Here is a 15,125-nt window from a genome sequence, read left to right on the forward strand (position 1 = left end):
CCTCAACACACAAGAAATCTGACAGGCTCCTGCTGTGTCCGGCAAGGGCCCTCGGCGCAAGCTGCTCTGGACGGCCGTCCAGAGCTCTCGGCGGTCAGGCAGTCTGCGATTCCGTGGCGAGATCGCGCTTTGCGGCTTTCTCTGCCGCTTCCTTGCGCTCGCTGTAGCGATCGGTCAGGTAGTCGGACTTGTCGCGCAGCAACAGCGTGAATTTGTAGAGTTCCTCCATCACGTCCACCACGCGGTCGTAATAGGACGATGGCTTCATGCGGCCGGCCTCGTCGAACTCCTCGTATGCCTTGGGCACTGACGATTGGTTCGGGATGGTGACCATCCGCATCCAGCGGCCGAGCAGCCGCAGCGTATTGACCGAGTTGAACGACTGGGATCCGCCGGAAACCTGCATCACAGCCAGCGTCCGCCCTTGTGTCGGCCGGATCCCTGCACTCTCCAGGGGCAGCCAGTCGATTTGCGACTTGATCACCCCGGTGATGGCGCCATGGCGTTCCGGGCTGCACCAGACCTGGCCTTCCGACCATTCCGAGAGCTTGCGCAGCTCAGCCACCTTGGGGTGATCTGCTGCCGTCGCATCCGGCAGCGGTAGCCCGCGCGGGTCGAATATCCGGGTTTCGGCGCCCAGTGCGCGCAGGATGCGCGCGGCTTCTTCGACCAGCAGCCGGCTGTAGGAACGCTCGCGCAGCGAGCCATAGAGCAGCAGAATGCGAGGGGCATGTCCGGAAAGCGGCTGCGACAGGCGTTCCTTGGAGACGGCGTGGAACTGTGATGGGGAGATATTGGGAAGCGTATCAGTCATCGTGACTCCTTTTTATTTCGATAATACTACAATTATCGAAATATAGTCTTGTGGCTTCGCCCGCAATAGCACGGGGTTCTTCGCATTGGGAGAAGCGGAAGGAAACTGCGCGACGCCACTGTGGAAGGCGTGGCGGCCATGGAAGCGCTTATTGCATTCGCGGTGCCGATCCGCCGCGACGTTTGGAGTCCAGCTAGTTCCAGGGCGGCCTCTGCGACCGTGAATGTTCAGGCGGCTACCTCAGGCCGCTTCGGTCGAGGCACCGCGGCGTTTGGTGGCCGCCGGCTTGCATGCCACATCCGGCACGCCGCAGCCCTGCGGATTGCCTTGGCAGCAATGTTCCGTCAGGAAGGCAATGAGCGCGTTCATCGTCTCGAATTGCGCCCGGTAGATCACGAATTTGCCTTCCTGCGTGTTCTTGATGAGACCCGCGTGGACCAGTTCTTTCAGATGGAAGGACAGCGTCGCGGGTGCCACACCCAGCGCTTCGCGGATCCGGCCCGCGCTGACGCCGTCCGGGCCGGCCTGGACCAGCAAGCGGAAGATCGCCAATCGGGAATCCTGGGCAAGTGCAGCGAGCGCGGCTACGGCGGTTTCATTCTTCATTGTTCGAACTGTAGAGGTACTGGCACGGCCCGCGCAAGTCAGGTGCTGCCGAATTCAACTATTCTGATTGGATCCTGGTGCCGGCGCCCGCCGCCGCGGCTCCCGCTTCGGGGTCTTGTGGCGCCAACGATTCCTTCAAGGAGAACCACAATGCGTGTCATGGTGATGGTGAAGGCCACGAGCGAATCAGAAAGCGGCAAGATGCCAAGCACGGAGTTGCTTGCGGCAATGGGCAAGTTCAATGAAGAACTCGTCAAGGCGGGCGTCATGCTTGCGGGCGAGGGCTTGCACCCTAGCGCAAGGGGAAAGCGGGTGCGCTTTTCGGGCGATCAGCGGACTGTGACGGACGGGCCGTTCCCGCAGACCAACGAACTCGTTGCCGGATTCTGGTTGTGGCAAGTCGAGTCAATGGATGAGGCTGTCGAATGGGTCAGGCGCTGCCCCAATCCCATGGAAAGCGAGTCCGAAATCGAAATTCGCCCGCTGTTCGAGGTCGAGGACTTCGGTGCTGAACTCACGCCAGAACTGCGGGAGCAGGAAGAGCGGCTGCGCGCTGAAGTCGAAGGTCTTGCGAACAAGGCGCGCTGAGGCGAACCCAACATGCGTGGAGAGCGCTCAGGGCGAGGCGGTTGCACCGTGGGCCCAACGCTGACCAATGACCGCTTGCCGGCCAATTTCAGCCGCCCGACTAGTGACACGACAGCTTACCGGTATGTAATGGCTGCGTAACGCCCCGGTGAGAGATAGCCTCATACCATTGATTCAAGAGGTCGATGCCTCGGAACTCAATGGAGTGCACCATGAAAACCAACAAGTCCGTGGCCGTCGCGCTGGCTCTTTCGGCGTTGTCCATCTCCACAGCATGGAGCACCGACAAGTCGAAGACCAACGCCGGCGACGACGTGGCGCGGCATGTCCAGCGCCAGGCCGCAGAACCCGCGGCAGCTCCGGCAGCAGCGCAGGTAAGTGCAACGCGTGTCGGTTCGCAGGCCGCCATTTTTGGCAGCCAGGTCGCTGCAGGAACAGCTTCCCGCACCGTGGCGGTGACCCCCGGCATGAAGTACGTCAACGTTGCGTCCGGCGATACCGTGACGTTCCGGAGTGGCGAGCAGGAGGCAACGTGGAAGTTTGCCGAATCGATTCGCGGAACGAACGTAGACCTGGGTGTCCTCTTGCCGGGCGTGCCGAATGCTCAAGGTGTACGCGTCTATATCGACCGTAGTCATCTCTTTACCGGCGGCTGACCTCGCCCCTGAAGGCGACTTCTCATTGGCGGCCAACTGATCCTGGACCCAGGCGCATTGGCCTTTGAGAACAGTCCTGCCACCGAGCCCTTGACCTTCCAACGATGGGAACCTCTAAGCTGGCGTCATCAGGCGTGACATGGACGTCCCACCGCGAATGACCGTCATCTTCGCGTCATGAGCGTGTCATGAAGGTAAAAGGCACGCCGGATGACGCAGTGGATGCCCGGCCCAACAACTGAAGGAAGCAGCCAGGATGAACAGGACAAGCAACGAACGCGATGCAACCGAGCCTGGCCGCCACAGCGCCGGCGCACATACCTGGGCTCAGGACCAGTCCGGTCCGGGTCATCATCACGAGCATGCGCATCACCATGACCATGTTGATGAACAGGCTGGCACTGGCGCCGGGGCGGCGCAGCCAGCTGCCGAGGGAACGATTTATACCTGTCCCATGCACCCGGAGATCCGCCAGGATTACCCGGGCAACTGCCCCAAGTGCGGCATGGCGCTGGAACCGTTGTTGCCGGAACTGGATGAAGGCGAGAACCCCGAGCTGGTGGATTTTCGTCACCGCTTCTGGTGGACGCTACCGCTCACTGGTGTGGTGTTCGTCATGGCCATGTTCGGGCATCGCCTTGGCTGGATGGAGGTGTCGACCCAGAGCTGGGTCGAGCTTGCGCTGGCGACGCCTGTGGTGCTGTGGGCGGGCTGGCCGTTCTTCGTGCGGTGTTTCCAGTCGATCGTCAACCGTAGTCCGAACATGTGGACGCTGATCGGAATCGGCACAGGTGCGGCCTATGTCTACAGCGTCATTGCGACCGTCATGCCTGGCGCATTTCCGCAGGTGTTCGCCGAGCATGGCCGTATCGGTGTCTACTTCGAGGCAGCGGCGGTGATCATTTCCCTCACGCTGCTGGGTCAGTTGCTTGAACTCAAGGCCCGTTCCCAGACTTCCGCCGCCATCAAGTCGCTGCTGGGACTGGCGCCCAAGACGGCGAGGCGCATCGGTCCCGACGGAGCCGAAGAGGACGTGCCGCTCACCCATGTCCACGTGGGCGACCTGCTGCGCGTGCGGCCCGGCGAGAAGGTGCCGGTCGATGGCGTGGTAACGGAAGGCACCAGCGCGATCGACGAATCGATGATAACCGGCGAGCCCATTCCGACCACCAAGCGCGTCGGCGACCGCGTCATCGGCGCCACGATGAACACGTCGGGCAGCCTCGTCATCCAATCCGAAAAGGTCGGCTCCCAGACCGTGCTGTCCCAGATTGTCCAGATGGTGGCGCAAGCGCAGCGATCGAAGGCACCGATGCAGCGGATGGCCGACAAGGTTGCCGGCGCCTTCGTCCTCGGTGTCATCGGCATTGCGGTGCTGACCTTTGTCGCGTGGGGACTCTTCGGCCCCGAGCCGAGCTGGGTGTTCGGCCTGATCAATGCGGTCGCGGTGTTGATCATCGCATGTCCGTGCGCGCTGGGTCTCGCCACGCCGATGTCCATCATGGTCGCAAGCGGGAAGGGCGCTTCCAACGGCGTGCTGTTCCGCGACGCCGCTGCAATCGAGAACCTGCGCAAGGTCGATACCCTGATTGTCGACAAGACCGGGACGCTCACCGAGGGTCGGCCGGTTTTTGAGCGCGCGATCGGCACCAATGGCTATGCCGAGGAGGACGTGCTGCGGTTAGCTGCCAGCCTGGATCAGGGTAGCGAACATCCTCTGGCTGCCGCGATTGTTGAAGCAGCCCGTGAGCGCGGCCTGCAGTTGGAAAAGCCGGAGCGCTTTGAGTCGAGCTCCGGGATCGGGGTAAGAGGCGAGCTGGGCGGCAGGAAGGTCGCGATCGGAAACACGGCGCTCATGGAAGCTGAAGGCGTTCCCATCGATCGGCTCGTGGCGCAGGCTGATGCGCTGCGTGTGCAAGGCGCCAGCGTCATGTATCTCGCCGTCGAAGGCAGGCTTGCTGGCCTGCTCGCCGTCTCGGATCCGGTCAAGGCCACCACGCCGGAGGCGCTGGCACACCTCAGGGAAGAAGGTATCCGTGTCGTGATGGCGACCGGCGACGGCATTGCAACGGCAAAGGCGGTGGCCGGGAAACTCGCCATTGACGAGTTCCACGGCGAGGTGAAGCCGGCGGACAAGCTTGAACTTGTCAGTTCCCTGCAACAGGCAGGCGCGGTGGTGGCCATGGCGGGCGACGGCATCAATGATGCGCCGGCGCTGGCGAAGGCGGACGTCGGTATTGCCATGGGCACGGGCACTGATGTCGCGATGAACAGCGCTCAGGTCACGCTGGTCAAAGGGGATTTGCGCGGCATTGACCGTGCCCGGAAACTCTCGCAAGCGACCATTCGGAACATGAAGCAGAACCTCGGTTTTGCGTTCATATATAACGCCTTGGGCGTTCCGCTGGCGGCGGGCGTTCTGTATCCAATGACAGGCCTGTTGTTGTCGCCCATGATTGCGGCGCTGGCGATGAGCCTGAGTTCTGCCTCGGTCATTACCAATGCGTTGCGGCTCAGGAGGGCTGCTACGTGAGGCGTGCCGTCAGCTCGGGGCGCCACGATCCTGTTGCCGCGATCCCATTTCCGTGTCTCCCTCTCGTTGTATTCGGCGATCCGTTTCAAGTGTCCGGGGTGAGGTGCGCCCCACACGCGTCATGCACCGCAACATTTCAACGTAAGCACATGTAATTTTAGAGCCTTATGAGGCACTTTTATTGTCATGTTTTAAAGACTTTTTGGGTATATCCCTAGGGATAAAATTAGAGGAAAGCCTCTAGGATTCGCACTCGGATGGTGCGCTGCAGGATTGGTGGCGCTGCCAATCCGGAAGCCATACCGTGGCGGATTCACTTTGCAGCATTGTTGCGCGAATCCGTTTCGATCAATCCACAGGAGATTTCGCATGTCCCCTTTTATGCCCGAGCAATTTGCTGCAGTGCAAAAGTCCAGTCTGAACCAACTGTTCGCGCTGACGAACATGGCTTTTGACGGCTTCCAGAAGTTGACCGAGTTGAACCTGCAGGCAGTCAGGACGACGCTTGCCGAAGGCCAGGGCAATGTCGAAGCGGTGCTGGCCGGAAAGGACCTGCGTGACGTGTTCGCCGTGCAAAGCAATCTGGCCCAGCCCGCCGCGGAGAAGGCGGTCGCGTATGCACGCCATGTGTACGAAATCGCTTCGAACACGCAGGTGGAACTGACCAAGGCAGTCGAAGGCCAGTACGAACAGCACAACCGCAATGTGCAAGCCTTCGTCGACACCTTCGTGAAGAACGCGCCGGCCGGGTCTGAAGCGATCACCGCGCTGCTGCAATCGAGCGTAGCGGCCGCCAGCAACACCTTTCAATCCTTCCAGGACGCCGCCAAGCAGACGGCTGAAGTCGCCAAGGCCAACTTTGCCAAGACTGCCGCAGTTGCCTCAGGCGCGGCACAGCAGGCGGCGCCCCGCGCTTCCAAGCAGTAACGGCGTGCGGCTGGCCATGCAGGCCAGGCCAGCGCGCTGAACAGAGATCGCGGGCTTGCAGGCCAGGGGCATCAGCTCTCCTGGCTTGCAGCACTGCGACGCCAATCTTCCCGCATCAACATACAAACTGGGACCGGAATCATCCGGCCCGGCTCGCCCTCGCTTTGTTCGCGCCAGGGCAACGGGAATGTGCTCGGGATAGTCAGGGCAAAAGCCCGTCCCGGCAAGGCAGGGGTCTTTCAACTCTACGAGAATGAAGCAGGCAGCATGATGAAGAGAATTGCACTGGTAACAGGTGGTATGGGTGGGCTGGGAGAAGCCATCAGCATCAAGTTGCACGACGCAGGCTATGCGGTGGTGGTGACGCACTCGCCGGGCAATGCGACCGCCCAGGACTGGCTTGCCGCGATGGCCGCCAGCGGCCGCGAGATGCGTGCCTACGAGGTGGATGTATCCGACTACGATGCCTGCCAGGCTTGCGCGGCGCAGATCCTGGCTGACGTAGGCCGCGTGGATATCCTGGTGAACAACGCCGGCATTACCCGCGACATGGCCTTCAAGAAGATGGACAAGCCGAACTGGGATGCCGTGATGCGGACCAATCTCGACTCGGTGTTCAACCTCACCAAGCCGCTTTGCGAAGGCATGGTCGAACGCGGCTGGGGACGCATCATCAATATCTCGTCGGTCAACGCATCCAAGGGCGCCTTCGGCCAGACCAACTATGCCGCCGCCAAGGCCGGGATGCACGGCTTCACCAAGTCGCTGGCGCTGGAAGTGGCTAGGAAGGGCGTGACCGTCAACACCGTCTCTCCGGGCTACCTTGCCACCAAGATGGTCAACGCCGTGCCCAAGGAAATCATGGAGACCAAGATCCTGCCGCAGATTCCGGTCGGCCGTGTCGGCAAGCCGGAAGAAGTCGCCGCACTGGTTGCCTACCTGTGCTCGGAGGAAGCGGCCTACGTGACCGGGTCCAATATCGCCATCAACGGCGGGCAGCACATGCAGTAAGGGCGCCGGGCCAGGCGCCGCCAGGTGAATGCGCGGCTGCGGGCCCCCGCCCCCGGGTAACTGAGGCTTATGCCTCAGTTACGTCTTCTCCGGCATGGCCGACGAGTGGTGGCTTGTAATCAGCCATTGCTTGCCATCCCAGTGATAGGTGTAGGTATAGCGGGCCTTCACCACGGTTCCCGTCCGTGCGAAGGTGAAGGTGTAGAGCCCGGCATCCACGGCGGAATTGCATCCCAGCTCAATGCTGCGGAAGTCGATCTTCCCGGATGGACCGTTTTGCAGGAAGTGATGGAAATAGTCCTCTTTCTCCGCGACGGTCAAGCGGGGCTTGTTGGATACCGTCGGCAGAAGAATGGACCGTTCCGCATAGTTGGCCACCACCTTGCGCGGATCGCCTGTCTGCAGTGACCGGTTCCATCGATCAAATAACGCCGCAATCTCTTGCTCCGACGTCACCTTGCAGCTTTCTGTGCGCGACGCCTGCGCAGTGCCTGGCGTGCCCTGGTTCATGGCGCAACCTGCAAGCACGAACGCCAAGGCAGCAATGCGAAATAGCTTCATGACAGGGTTCCTCAGGTTAGGGATTGAGAGCCAGGGGACACTGCCTGAAGTATGGTACATCCCGCATGCGTTACCTACCCCGCTTGCTTGCGGAATGCCCAGCGCCCGGCCAGCACCGTGAAGCTGGCCACCAATGCCACCAGTACCCAGAAGCCGTGCGGGTGTTCGGCCAGCGGAATGCCGCCCACGTTCATGCCGAAAAAGCCGGCCACGATGTTGATCGGGAGCGCCAGTACGGTCACCAGCGTCAGCGTGAACAACGTGCGGTTCGTTTGCTCGTTGAGTTTGGCGGCAATTTCTTCCTGCAACAGCTTGATGCGTTCGACCAGCGCGGCCAGATCGTTGAGCACCAGCGAGAATTCTTCGGTCGATTCACGCAACTCCTGCAAGTCCGACTCCTGCAGCCATGCCGGCGGCCGGTTCAGCAGCCGGAACAGGGCGCCGGGCTCGGGCGCCAGCAGCCGTTGCAGCCGCACCAGCCCGCGCCGCATCGAACCCAGGTCGGCGCGGTTGCCTTGCAGGCGCTGCGACAGCAACTGGTCCTCGATCTGGTCGACGTTCACGCCGGTCTCGCGCACGATCTGCACCAGCACGTCGGCCTGGTCACGCAACAGGTGCACCACAAGGTCCAGTGGCGAGCGGAAGGCCTCGGCGCGCCGCACCGCCTCGCGCAGCCGGTCAACGGAGCGCAGGGGCTTGGCGCGGGCCGTCACCAGCAAGCGGTGGTCGGCATGGGCCCACAGCGTGGAGATGTCCGTCGAGGTGACGCCGAAGTTGTAGATCACGTCGTTGACCACGGCCAGCAGGGCGGCGTCGAGGCGCTCGATCCGCGTCGAGCGCGATCCCTGCCGCAGGGCCTCGAAGAATTCGTCAGGCAGGGCCAGCTGGCCTTTCATCCAGCGTTCGCATGCGCTGTGCGACAGGTTGAAGTGCAGCCACAGGAAGGGGCGATGGTGCGCGGCGTCCGGCGGTTCTGACGGCATCTGCTGCAGCCATGCCGCCGCGGCACGGGAATCAATCTCGCGCACCGGCCCGCCGGGTTCGAACAGGAAACCGCTGACCAGACCGACCGGGTCCGACCCATAGCCGGCCTCGACAATGCCCGCTTGCATGCAAACGCCCTCCACATCAAATGTGCCTTGCGCGACGTTAGCACAGCACGATGATAGTTGGGGGCGCTACAAGGCGGCCGGACAGCTACCAGCCAAAGCGATAGTCCCTGGTCGGATGCAGCCACCACTTTCCGTTCCCGGGCAGCTCCAGGACCTGGTGGTGGAATTTCAGCAGCGTGGGCCGGTGGCTGACGCTGACAAGCGTCGTCCGCATGTCGGCCAGCAACTGGTACATGCCTTCCTCATTGCTGATATCCAGGGCACTGGTCGCTTCGTCCAGCATGACATAGCGCGGTTTTGAGAGCAGTACGCGGGCGATGGTCAGCCGCTGTTGCTCGCCAAGGGACAGGACCTTCCCCCAGTCCACTTCCGTGTCCAGGCCGCCAAAGCGGCCAGCGATGTCCTTCAGGTTGACCGTTTCCAGCAACTTCAGAAGCTCCTCGTCGGGGATCCGCTGGCCAATGTGGTTCGGGTACAGCAACTGGCTGCGCAGGCTGCCGACCACCATGTAGGGATGTTGCGGCAGGAACAGCATTTCCTGCGGCATTGGCCGCACGATGCACCCCGTGCCGTTGTTCCACAATCCCGCAATCGCGCGCATCAGGGAACTCTTGCCGCCGCCGCTGGCGCCGACGATAAGCAGGCCCTCTCCCGGGTTGACCGACAGCGTCAGGTCGGTGACCAGCGTTCGCTCCTGATTCGGCGTGCGCAAGGTGACATGTTCCAGCGCCAGGCGGGAGTCATGGATGGACTCGATCGTGGTGGCCGGCTTCACGGAGGTTGCTGCCGTCCCGGTCAGCGAGATGGAGAATGTGTCCAGCCGATCCAGGCCTGCCACGAACCGGCTCAGGTCTTCAAAGTTGTCAACGATCACGGTCAGCGCGTTCAGGATGGCGGCGAACGCGCCGGCCGCCTGGATGGCGCTGCCGACTTCAAGCTCGCCGGAAAGCACGCGTGAAGCGACAATGGCGCTGGGCAGCAGGATAGTCAGGAAGCCATAGGCATACTGGAACATGTTCAGGCCCAGCTGCCACTTGATGAGCCGGTCGAAGTTCTGGAAGGCCTTGCCAAAACGGCCGCTCACATGGGATGACTCCAGCGCTTCGCCCCGGTAGAACGCGATGGACTCGGCGTTCTCACGCACCCGGATCAGGCTGAAGCGGAAATCCGCTTCCCGCTTTAGCTGGAAGAAGTTCAGGCCGATCAGGACGCGGCCGAAGAAGAAGATGGAGATGAAGGTGCCAGCAATGGCATAGATGACAAGAAAGTAGACCAGCTCTCTTGAGATCGACCACAGCACGGCGCTGAAGGCGATGAGCTGCAGCAGCGCGCCGATGCCGATTGAAAGGAAGAACAGGGATTGCCGCGTGAAGGTATTGATGTCTTCGGCGATGCGCTGGTCCGGATTGTCGATCGCGGCATCTGAATTGAGCTTGTAGTAGACCCGGCCCTTGAAATACCCGTCCAGATAGTGATTGGTCAGCCAGCGTCTCCAGAGCAGTCCCAGCTTGTTCCTCAGGTAGTAATAAACCGCGTAGATGGGAACTGCCACCATCAGGATATAGAGACACTTCCTGATCGAGGCCCAGAAACGATCCGCGTCTTGCGCGGCCAGGGCCGAGGTGAATTCACCGGTTTGCTGGACGATCAGGACCTCGGTCTGGGTCTGGCCCAACAGCAGCAGGATCAGCAGGACCAGCAAGCCGGAGGCTTTCCATTTTTCCCGCGACAGCCAGTAGAGTTTTGCAATGGCCCAGTATCGGGTCCAGACGTGCCGGGTGGAAGTGACGGGACGTTTCCCTGGGGCCGAAGTGGTGCCGGTGACCCGCGACTCAGGAACGGCGCTCATATCCCATCTCCCAGCACTAACCGGATTGCATACTCGCCACATGGCCCGCCACGGGACACGCGGGAGAACGGCAGAAGACTATTCATGAAATATAGGCCAGCAGAATCGATGCCTGACTGATTCGTGCCCCTGGCCGGACGAAACGGCTTGCCCTTGAGACGCAAGGAACGGTCAGCGCCACCCGTGGCTTCCCCATGGGTTCTTCATTTTGATCAGCCTGACAGCAACACCCCATTGTTGGGGGTCTTTGAATAGTCCTGCCAATCCACAACGGATTGTGGAGGCCGACCGCCATGGGCAGAATCGGCCACAGGTTCAAGGCGCGCGGCACGACAGGTCCGCCGGCGCCGGCCGGCAGACTGTTTCAAGGAGCCGACGATGAGGCTGACAATCAACGGAACGGATCACGACGTCGACGCCGATCCCAATATGCCGCTGCTGTGGGTGCTGCGCGACCTGGTGGGCCTGACGGGCACCAAGTTCGGTTGCGGCATGGCGCAGTGCGGCGCCTGCACCTTGCATGTGGACGGCACGCCGCAGCGCAGCTGCGTGCTGCCCGTGTCGGCCGCCGCCGGCAAGAAAATCACCACCATCGAGGGTTTGTCGCCGGACGGCAGCCACCCGGTGCAGATGGCCTGGGCAGAGCTGGACGTGGTCCAGTGCGGCTACTGTCAGTCCGGCCAGATCATGTCGGCGGCCGCGCTGCTGGCGCAGAGCCGCAAGCCTACCGACGCCCAGATCGACCAAGCCATGGCCGGCAATATCTGCCGCTGCGGCACCTACCAGCGCATCCGCGCGGCCGTGCATCGCGCCGCCGAGCTGGCCGCTCGCTGAGGGAGGGACGATGGTGAAACCCTTGTCCAGCGAATCGCGCCGCAGGTTCCTTGCGGCAGGTGCCGTGCTTGGCGGCGGCCTGGTGATCGGATTTGCCGTGCCGGTGGCGCGGCGCCTTCCGGAGGCCCAGGCGGCAGAGCCCGCTACGACCTTCGCGCCCAATGCCTTCCTGCGCATCGGCGCCGATGACAGCGTGACCGTGCTGCTGGCCCATTCTGAAATGGGGCAGGGCGTATGGACCACGCTGCCGCTGCTGATTGCCGAGGAGCTTGACGCCGACTGGTCGCGCATCCGTGTGGAACACGCACCCGCAGCCCCGGCGTATGGCAACAGCGCCATCGGCGGCATGCAGGCGACCGTCGGTTCCTCCAGCATCCGCACCGAATTCATGCGCTACCGGCAGGCCGGCGCGGCGGCGCGGGCGATGCTGCTGCAGGCCGCCGCGCAACGGCTCCAGGTGCCGGCCGCGAGCCTGCATACAGAGAACGGCGCGGTCGTCAGTGGCACGCAACGTCTGCGCTATGGCGAACTGGCCGACGAAGCAGGGCGACTTGCAGTGCCCGATATGGCCGCGCTGGCGCTGAAGCCGCCGGGCAACTGGCGTTTGATCGGCAAGGGCGCGCGCCGGCTCGACAACCTCCCCAAGCTGACCGGGCGCGCCCGCTTCGGCATGGACGTGCAGTTCGACGGGCTGCTGACCGCAGTGGTAGCGCGCGCACCATCGTTCGGCGCACGAGTGCGTAGTTTCGACGCCGGAGCGGCTCGGGCGGTCCGCGGTGTGCGCCAGGTGGTGCAGGTCCCCAGCGGCATCGCTGTGGTCGCCGATCACTACTGGGCCGCAAGACAGGGCCGGGAAGCGCTAAAGATCGAATGGGAGGCAACCACGGAGATGGCGCCCGACAGTGAGCGGCTGTTCCAGGATTTCGCCCGGCTGGCGGGCGCGCCCGGGCCCGTTGCAGCGCAGGCCGGTGATGTGGCCGCCGCGATGCAGCGCGCGGCGCGGGTTGTGGAGCACGAGTACCGCGTGCCCTACCTGGCGCACGCGGCGATGGAGCCGCTGAACTGCACTGTGCGCATCGATGCGGGGGGCTGCGACGTCTGGGTCGGCATGCAGATGCAGACACTGGCGCAGCGCACGGCCGCGCAGGCGGCGGGCCTTGCGCCGGAGCAGGTGCGCATCCATACCACCTTCCTCGGCGGCGGCTTCGGGCGCCGCGCGGTGCAGGACTTTATCGGCGAAGCCGTGCACGTGGCCAGGGCGGCGGGCGCGGCGGTCAAGACGGTGTGGTCGCGTGAGGACGATATGCGCGGCGGCTACTACCGATCGGCCTTCGTGCATCGCGTACGGGTGGGGCTGGATCGCGCAGGCGTGCCGGTGGCGTGGCGCCATGGCCTTGCCGGGCAGTCGATCCATCCGGATACGGCAGGCGTGCACAAGACCTCGGTTGAAGGCGTGGCCGATTCGCCTTACGTCACGCGTTGCCCGGCGCATCGCGTCGAAGCGCATTCGCCGCGCACCAGCGTGCCGGTCTGGTACTGGCGCTCGGTCGGGCACAGCCACAGCGGTTTCGTGATAGAAAGCATGGTCGATGAGCTTGCGCGCGCAGCGGGCAAGGATCCGCTGGCATACCGGCTGCTGCTGCTGAAGGACGACCCGCGCCATTTGCGCGTACTCGACCTTGCTGCCGACAAGTTCGGCTGGGGAAGCAGGCCGCCACGGGGCCGCGGCCATGGGCTGGCGGTGCATGCCTCGTTTGGCAGCTTCTGCGCGCAGGCGGTGGAAGTCTCGGTCAGCAACGGCGCCATCCGCGTGCATCGCGTGGTGTGCGCGATCGACTGCGGTATTGCCGTCAATCCCGACAATATCCGCGCGCAGATGGAAGGCGCGATCGCCTACGGGCTGAGCGCGGCACTGTACGGCAACATCGCGCTGAAGGCGGGCGCGGCCCAGCCCTCCAACTTCCATGACTACCCGGTACTGCGCATGCCCGAGATGCCGCGCATCGAGGTGCATATCGTTGCCAGCACCGATGCGCCCGGCGGCGTGGGCGAACCCGGCACGCCGCCGATCGCGCCGGCGGTAGCCAATGCCGTGTTCCGGCTGACAGGGCAGCGGCTGCGCGCATTGCCGCTGCAACTACGCCAGGCCTGACTCGCATGCTTTCCCGACTTTGCAACCAGGAACCCCCGATGACCCAGCTTTCACCTGACCTGCACGCCGCCGCGCTGCCTTCTGCGCTGTCGCTGCGCCTGGCCCGCCTTGAACCGCTGGCGTACGCGCTGCTGCGCGCCGTGTTCGGCGTCGTCATGATGACGCACGGCCTGCCCAAGCTGCTTGGCACCAGCCATGGCTCGATGGCCAACCCGATGGCGGGGGCGACCAACCTGATCGCCAACGTACTGCACCTGCCGATGGCGCCGCAGATCGCGCTGGCGGTGGCGCTGCTCGAGACGATCGGCGGCGCGATGCTGGTGGCGGGGCTGCTGACCCGCCCGGTGGCTGCGCTGATGACGGCGCAGATGGCGGTGATCGGCTATATCCATCGCCAGCATTTCGCGTGGATCGACCGCGGCATGGAGTATCCGCTGGTGCTGCTGGCGGTGGTGGCGCTGATCATGGTGCGCGGCGCGGGGGCGTGGTCCGTGGATGGCCGCCGGCGGGCTTGACGCGGGCGCCGAACCTGATTCCAATCCGGGGGTGACCGTTCCGCTATGACAGGCCCCCCGCATGGACCGCTTCGACGCGCTGCAACTCTTTACCCGGATCGTGGAACTGGGCTCCTTCACCGGCGCCGCCAGCGCGTTGGACATGCCACGTGCCACCGCCACGCACGCCATCAAGGAACTTGAGGCCCGCGTCGGCGCGCGCCTGCTGGAGCGCACCACGCGCCAGGTACGCCCCACGCTGGACGGCCAGGCGTTCTATGAGCGCAGCAAGCGCGTGCTGCAGGACCTGGAAGACGCCGAGACCTCGCTCAGCACGCAGGTGGCCAACCCGCGCGGCTCGCTGCGGCTGGACCTGCATGGCACCCACGCCACCATGATCATCCTGCCGCGCATCGGCGAGTTCCGGGAGCGCTATCCGCATATCGACCTGATCGTCAGCAGCGGCGACCGGCTGGTCGACCTGGTCGGGGAGGGCATCGATTGCGTGGTGCGTGCCGGCCGGCCGCGCGATTCCTCGCTGGTGGCCCGGCGGCTGGCGGATATGCCGGAGGTGCTGTGCGCCAGCCCCGGATACCTGGCCGCGCACGGCACGCCGCAACACCCGTCGGAACTGGCGCAACATATCGGCGTGGGGTTCTTCTCGCGCAGCCATGACCACCGTTATCCCTTCACGCTGACCGTCGATGGTGAGGTGCAGGAGTTCAAGGCGCGCGGCTGGATCTCGGTGAGCGATGCCGAGTGCTATACCAGCGCGGCCCTGGCCGGCTGCGGCCTGATCCAGGTGCCGCGCTTCCGCGTGGCAGAGCACCTGCGCGCGGGACGGCTGGTGCCGGTGCTTGAGGCCTGGCCCTGCCCGGATTTGCCGGTGTCAGCGCTGTATCCGTTCCACCGGCAGCTGGCGCCGCGGGTGCGGGTGTTTGTCGATTGGGTGGCGGGGTTGTACGTGGAGCGGTTCGGGCCGCTCCGG

14 protein-coding genes are annotated in these 15,125 nt (G+C 63.8%); 9 read left to right on the forward strand and 5 right to left on the reverse strand.

Annotated features, from left to right (window positions below):
* Nucleotides 1-94: 94 nt before the first annotated feature.
* Nucleotides 95-814: an arsenical resistance protein ArsH gene (gene arsH, locus CF68_RS35245; RefSeq protein ID WP_051591836.1), complete on the reverse strand. Its 720-nt coding sequence runs from the start codon at nucleotides 812-814 to the stop codon at nucleotides 95-97.
* A 240-nt stretch (nucleotides 815-1,054) separates the two neighbouring features.
* Entirely contained in the window at nucleotides 1,055-1,420 is a 366-nt protein-coding gene (locus CF68_RS35250) for a helix-turn-helix transcriptional regulator (RefSeq protein ID WP_035828339.1), read from the reverse strand.
* Nucleotides 1,421-1,570: 150 nt separating this feature from the next.
* Here CF68_RS35250 and CF68_RS35255 point away from each other — a divergent pair, with 150 nt between their 5' ends.
* The 5 genes from CF68_RS35255 to phbB all read left to right on the forward strand — a co-directional run bounded on the left by CF68_RS35255 (nucleotide 1,571) and on the right by phbB (nucleotide 7,135).
* Nucleotides 1,571-2,008, forward strand: a complete 438-nt coding sequence (locus CF68_RS35255) for a YciI family protein (protein WP_035828342.1) — start codon at nucleotides 1,571-1,573, stop codon at nucleotides 2,006-2,008.
* A 212-nt stretch (nucleotides 2,009-2,220) separates the two neighbouring features.
* On the forward strand, nucleotides 2,221-2,664 hold the full coding sequence (locus CF68_RS39040; RefSeq protein ID WP_035828344.1) for a CzcE family metal-binding protein: 444 nt from the start codon (nucleotides 2,221-2,223) through the stop codon (nucleotides 2,662-2,664).
* 256 nt (nucleotides 2,665-2,920) lie between these two features.
* Nucleotides 2,921-5,197 (forward strand): copper-translocating P-type ATPase, encoded by a 2,277-nt coding sequence (locus CF68_RS35265; RefSeq protein WP_084187613.1) that lies wholly within the window; start codon nucleotides 2,921-2,923, stop codon nucleotides 5,195-5,197.
* 369 nt (nucleotides 5,198-5,566) lie between these two features.
* Nucleotides 5,567-6,124: a TIGR01841 family phasin PhaP3 gene (phaP3, locus tag CF68_RS35270; RefSeq protein ID WP_035828348.1), complete on the forward strand. Its 558-nt coding sequence runs from the start codon at nucleotides 5,567-5,569 to the stop codon at nucleotides 6,122-6,124.
* A 267-nt stretch (nucleotides 6,125-6,391) separates the two neighbouring features.
* Nucleotides 6,392-7,135: an acetoacetyl-CoA reductase gene (gene phbB / locus CF68_RS35275; protein ID WP_035828351.1), complete on the forward strand. Its 744-nt coding sequence runs from the start codon at nucleotides 6,392-6,394 to the stop codon at nucleotides 7,133-7,135.
* A gap of 78 nt (nucleotides 7,136-7,213) precedes the next feature.
* Here the strand turns inward: phbB and CF68_RS35280 are convergent, their stop codons facing one another.
* The 3 genes from CF68_RS35280 to CF68_RS35290 all read right to left on the reverse strand — a co-directional run bounded on the left by CF68_RS35280 (nucleotide 7,214) and on the right by CF68_RS35290 (nucleotide 10,657).
* On the reverse strand, nucleotides 7,214-7,696 hold the full coding sequence (locus tag CF68_RS35280; RefSeq protein ID WP_035828353.1) for a DUF4440 domain-containing protein: 483 nt from the start codon (nucleotides 7,694-7,696) through the stop codon (nucleotides 7,214-7,216).
* Nucleotides 7,697-7,770: 74 nt separating this feature from the next.
* Entirely contained in the window at nucleotides 7,771-8,808 is a 1,038-nt protein-coding gene (locus tag CF68_RS35285) for a transporter (RefSeq protein WP_035828355.1), read from the reverse strand.
* An 85-nt stretch (nucleotides 8,809-8,893) separates the two neighbouring features.
* Nucleotides 8,894-10,657: an ABC transporter ATP-binding protein/permease gene (locus CF68_RS35290; RefSeq protein WP_035828358.1), complete on the reverse strand. Its 1,764-nt coding sequence runs from the start codon at nucleotides 10,655-10,657 to the stop codon at nucleotides 8,894-8,896.
* Nucleotides 10,658-11,035: 378 nt separating this feature from the next.
* Here CF68_RS35290 and CF68_RS35295 point away from each other — a divergent pair, with 378 nt between their 5' ends.
* From CF68_RS35295 to CF68_RS35310, 4 genes are all read left to right on the forward strand, one after another.
* Entirely contained in the window at nucleotides 11,036-11,491 is a 456-nt protein-coding gene (locus CF68_RS35295) for a (2Fe-2S)-binding protein (protein ID WP_035828360.1), read from the forward strand.
* A 10-nt stretch (nucleotides 11,492-11,501) separates the two neighbouring features.
* Nucleotides 11,502-13,643, forward strand: a complete 2,142-nt coding sequence (locus CF68_RS35300) for a xanthine dehydrogenase family protein molybdopterin-binding subunit (RefSeq protein WP_035828362.1) — start codon at nucleotides 11,502-11,504, stop codon at nucleotides 13,641-13,643.
* 38 nt (nucleotides 13,644-13,681) lie between these two features.
* Complete coding sequence (locus CF68_RS35305; RefSeq protein ID WP_051591837.1) at nucleotides 13,682-14,158, forward strand: DoxX family protein; 477 nt, start codon at nucleotides 13,682-13,684, stop codon at nucleotides 14,156-14,158.
* Nucleotides 14,159-14,219: 61 nt separating this feature from the next.
* The coding region (locus CF68_RS35310; protein ID WP_035828365.1) for a LysR family transcriptional regulator at nucleotides 14,220-15,125 on the forward strand (906 nt) is incomplete at its 3' end.

The organism is Cupriavidus sp. SK-4, assembly GCF_000611125.1.
In the GTDB taxonomy this organism is placed as follows: domain Bacteria; phylum Pseudomonadota; class Gammaproteobacteria; order Burkholderiales; family Burkholderiaceae; genus Cupriavidus; species Cupriavidus necator.

Excerpts from the sequence above, each read along its gene's own strand:
- CF68_RS35250 (WP_035828339.1), bottom strand. The coding sequence starts at position 1,420 with ATGAAGAATGAAACCGCCGTAGCCGCGCTCGCTGCACTTGCCCAGGAT.
- CF68_RS35295 (WP_035828360.1), top strand. The coding sequence starts at position 11,036 with ATGAGGCTGACAATCAACGGAACGGATCACGACGTCGACGCCGATCCC.
- phaP3 (WP_035828348.1), top strand. The coding sequence starts at position 5,567 with ATGTCCCCTTTTATGCCCGAGCAATTTGCTGCAGTGCAAAAGTCCAGT.
- arsH (WP_051591836.1), bottom strand. The coding sequence starts at position 814 with ATGACTGATACGCTTCCCAATATCTCCCCATCACAGTTCCACGCCGTC.
- CF68_RS35265 (WP_084187613.1), top strand. The coding sequence starts at position 2,921 with ATGAACAGGACAAGCAACGAACGCGATGCAACCGAGCCTGGCCGCCAC.
- CF68_RS35280 (WP_035828353.1), bottom strand. The coding sequence starts at position 7,696 with ATGAAGCTATTTCGCATTGCTGCCTTGGCGTTCGTGCTTGCAGGTTGC.
- CF68_RS35300 (WP_035828362.1), top strand. The coding sequence starts at position 11,502 with ATGGTGAAACCCTTGTCCAGCGAATCGCGCCGCAGGTTCCTTGCGGCA.
- CF68_RS35255 (WP_035828342.1), top strand. The coding sequence starts at position 1,571 with ATGCGTGTCATGGTGATGGTGAAGGCCACGAGCGAATCAGAAAGCGGC.
- CF68_RS39040 (WP_035828344.1), top strand. The coding sequence starts at position 2,221 with ATGAAAACCAACAAGTCCGTGGCCGTCGCGCTGGCTCTTTCGGCGTTG.
- CF68_RS35290 (WP_035828358.1), bottom strand. The coding sequence starts at position 10,657 with ATGAGCGCCGTTCCTGAGTCGCGGGTCACCGGCACCACTTCGGCCCCA.
- phbB (WP_035828351.1), top strand. The coding sequence starts at position 6,392 with ATGATGAAGAGAATTGCACTGGTAACAGGTGGTATGGGTGGGCTGGGA.
- CF68_RS35305 (WP_051591837.1), top strand. The coding sequence starts at position 13,682 with ATGACCCAGCTTTCACCTGACCTGCACGCCGCCGCGCTGCCTTCTGCG.
- CF68_RS35285 (WP_035828355.1), bottom strand. The coding sequence starts at position 8,808 with ATGCAAGCGGGCATTGTCGAGGCCGGCTATGGGTCGGACCCGGTCGGT.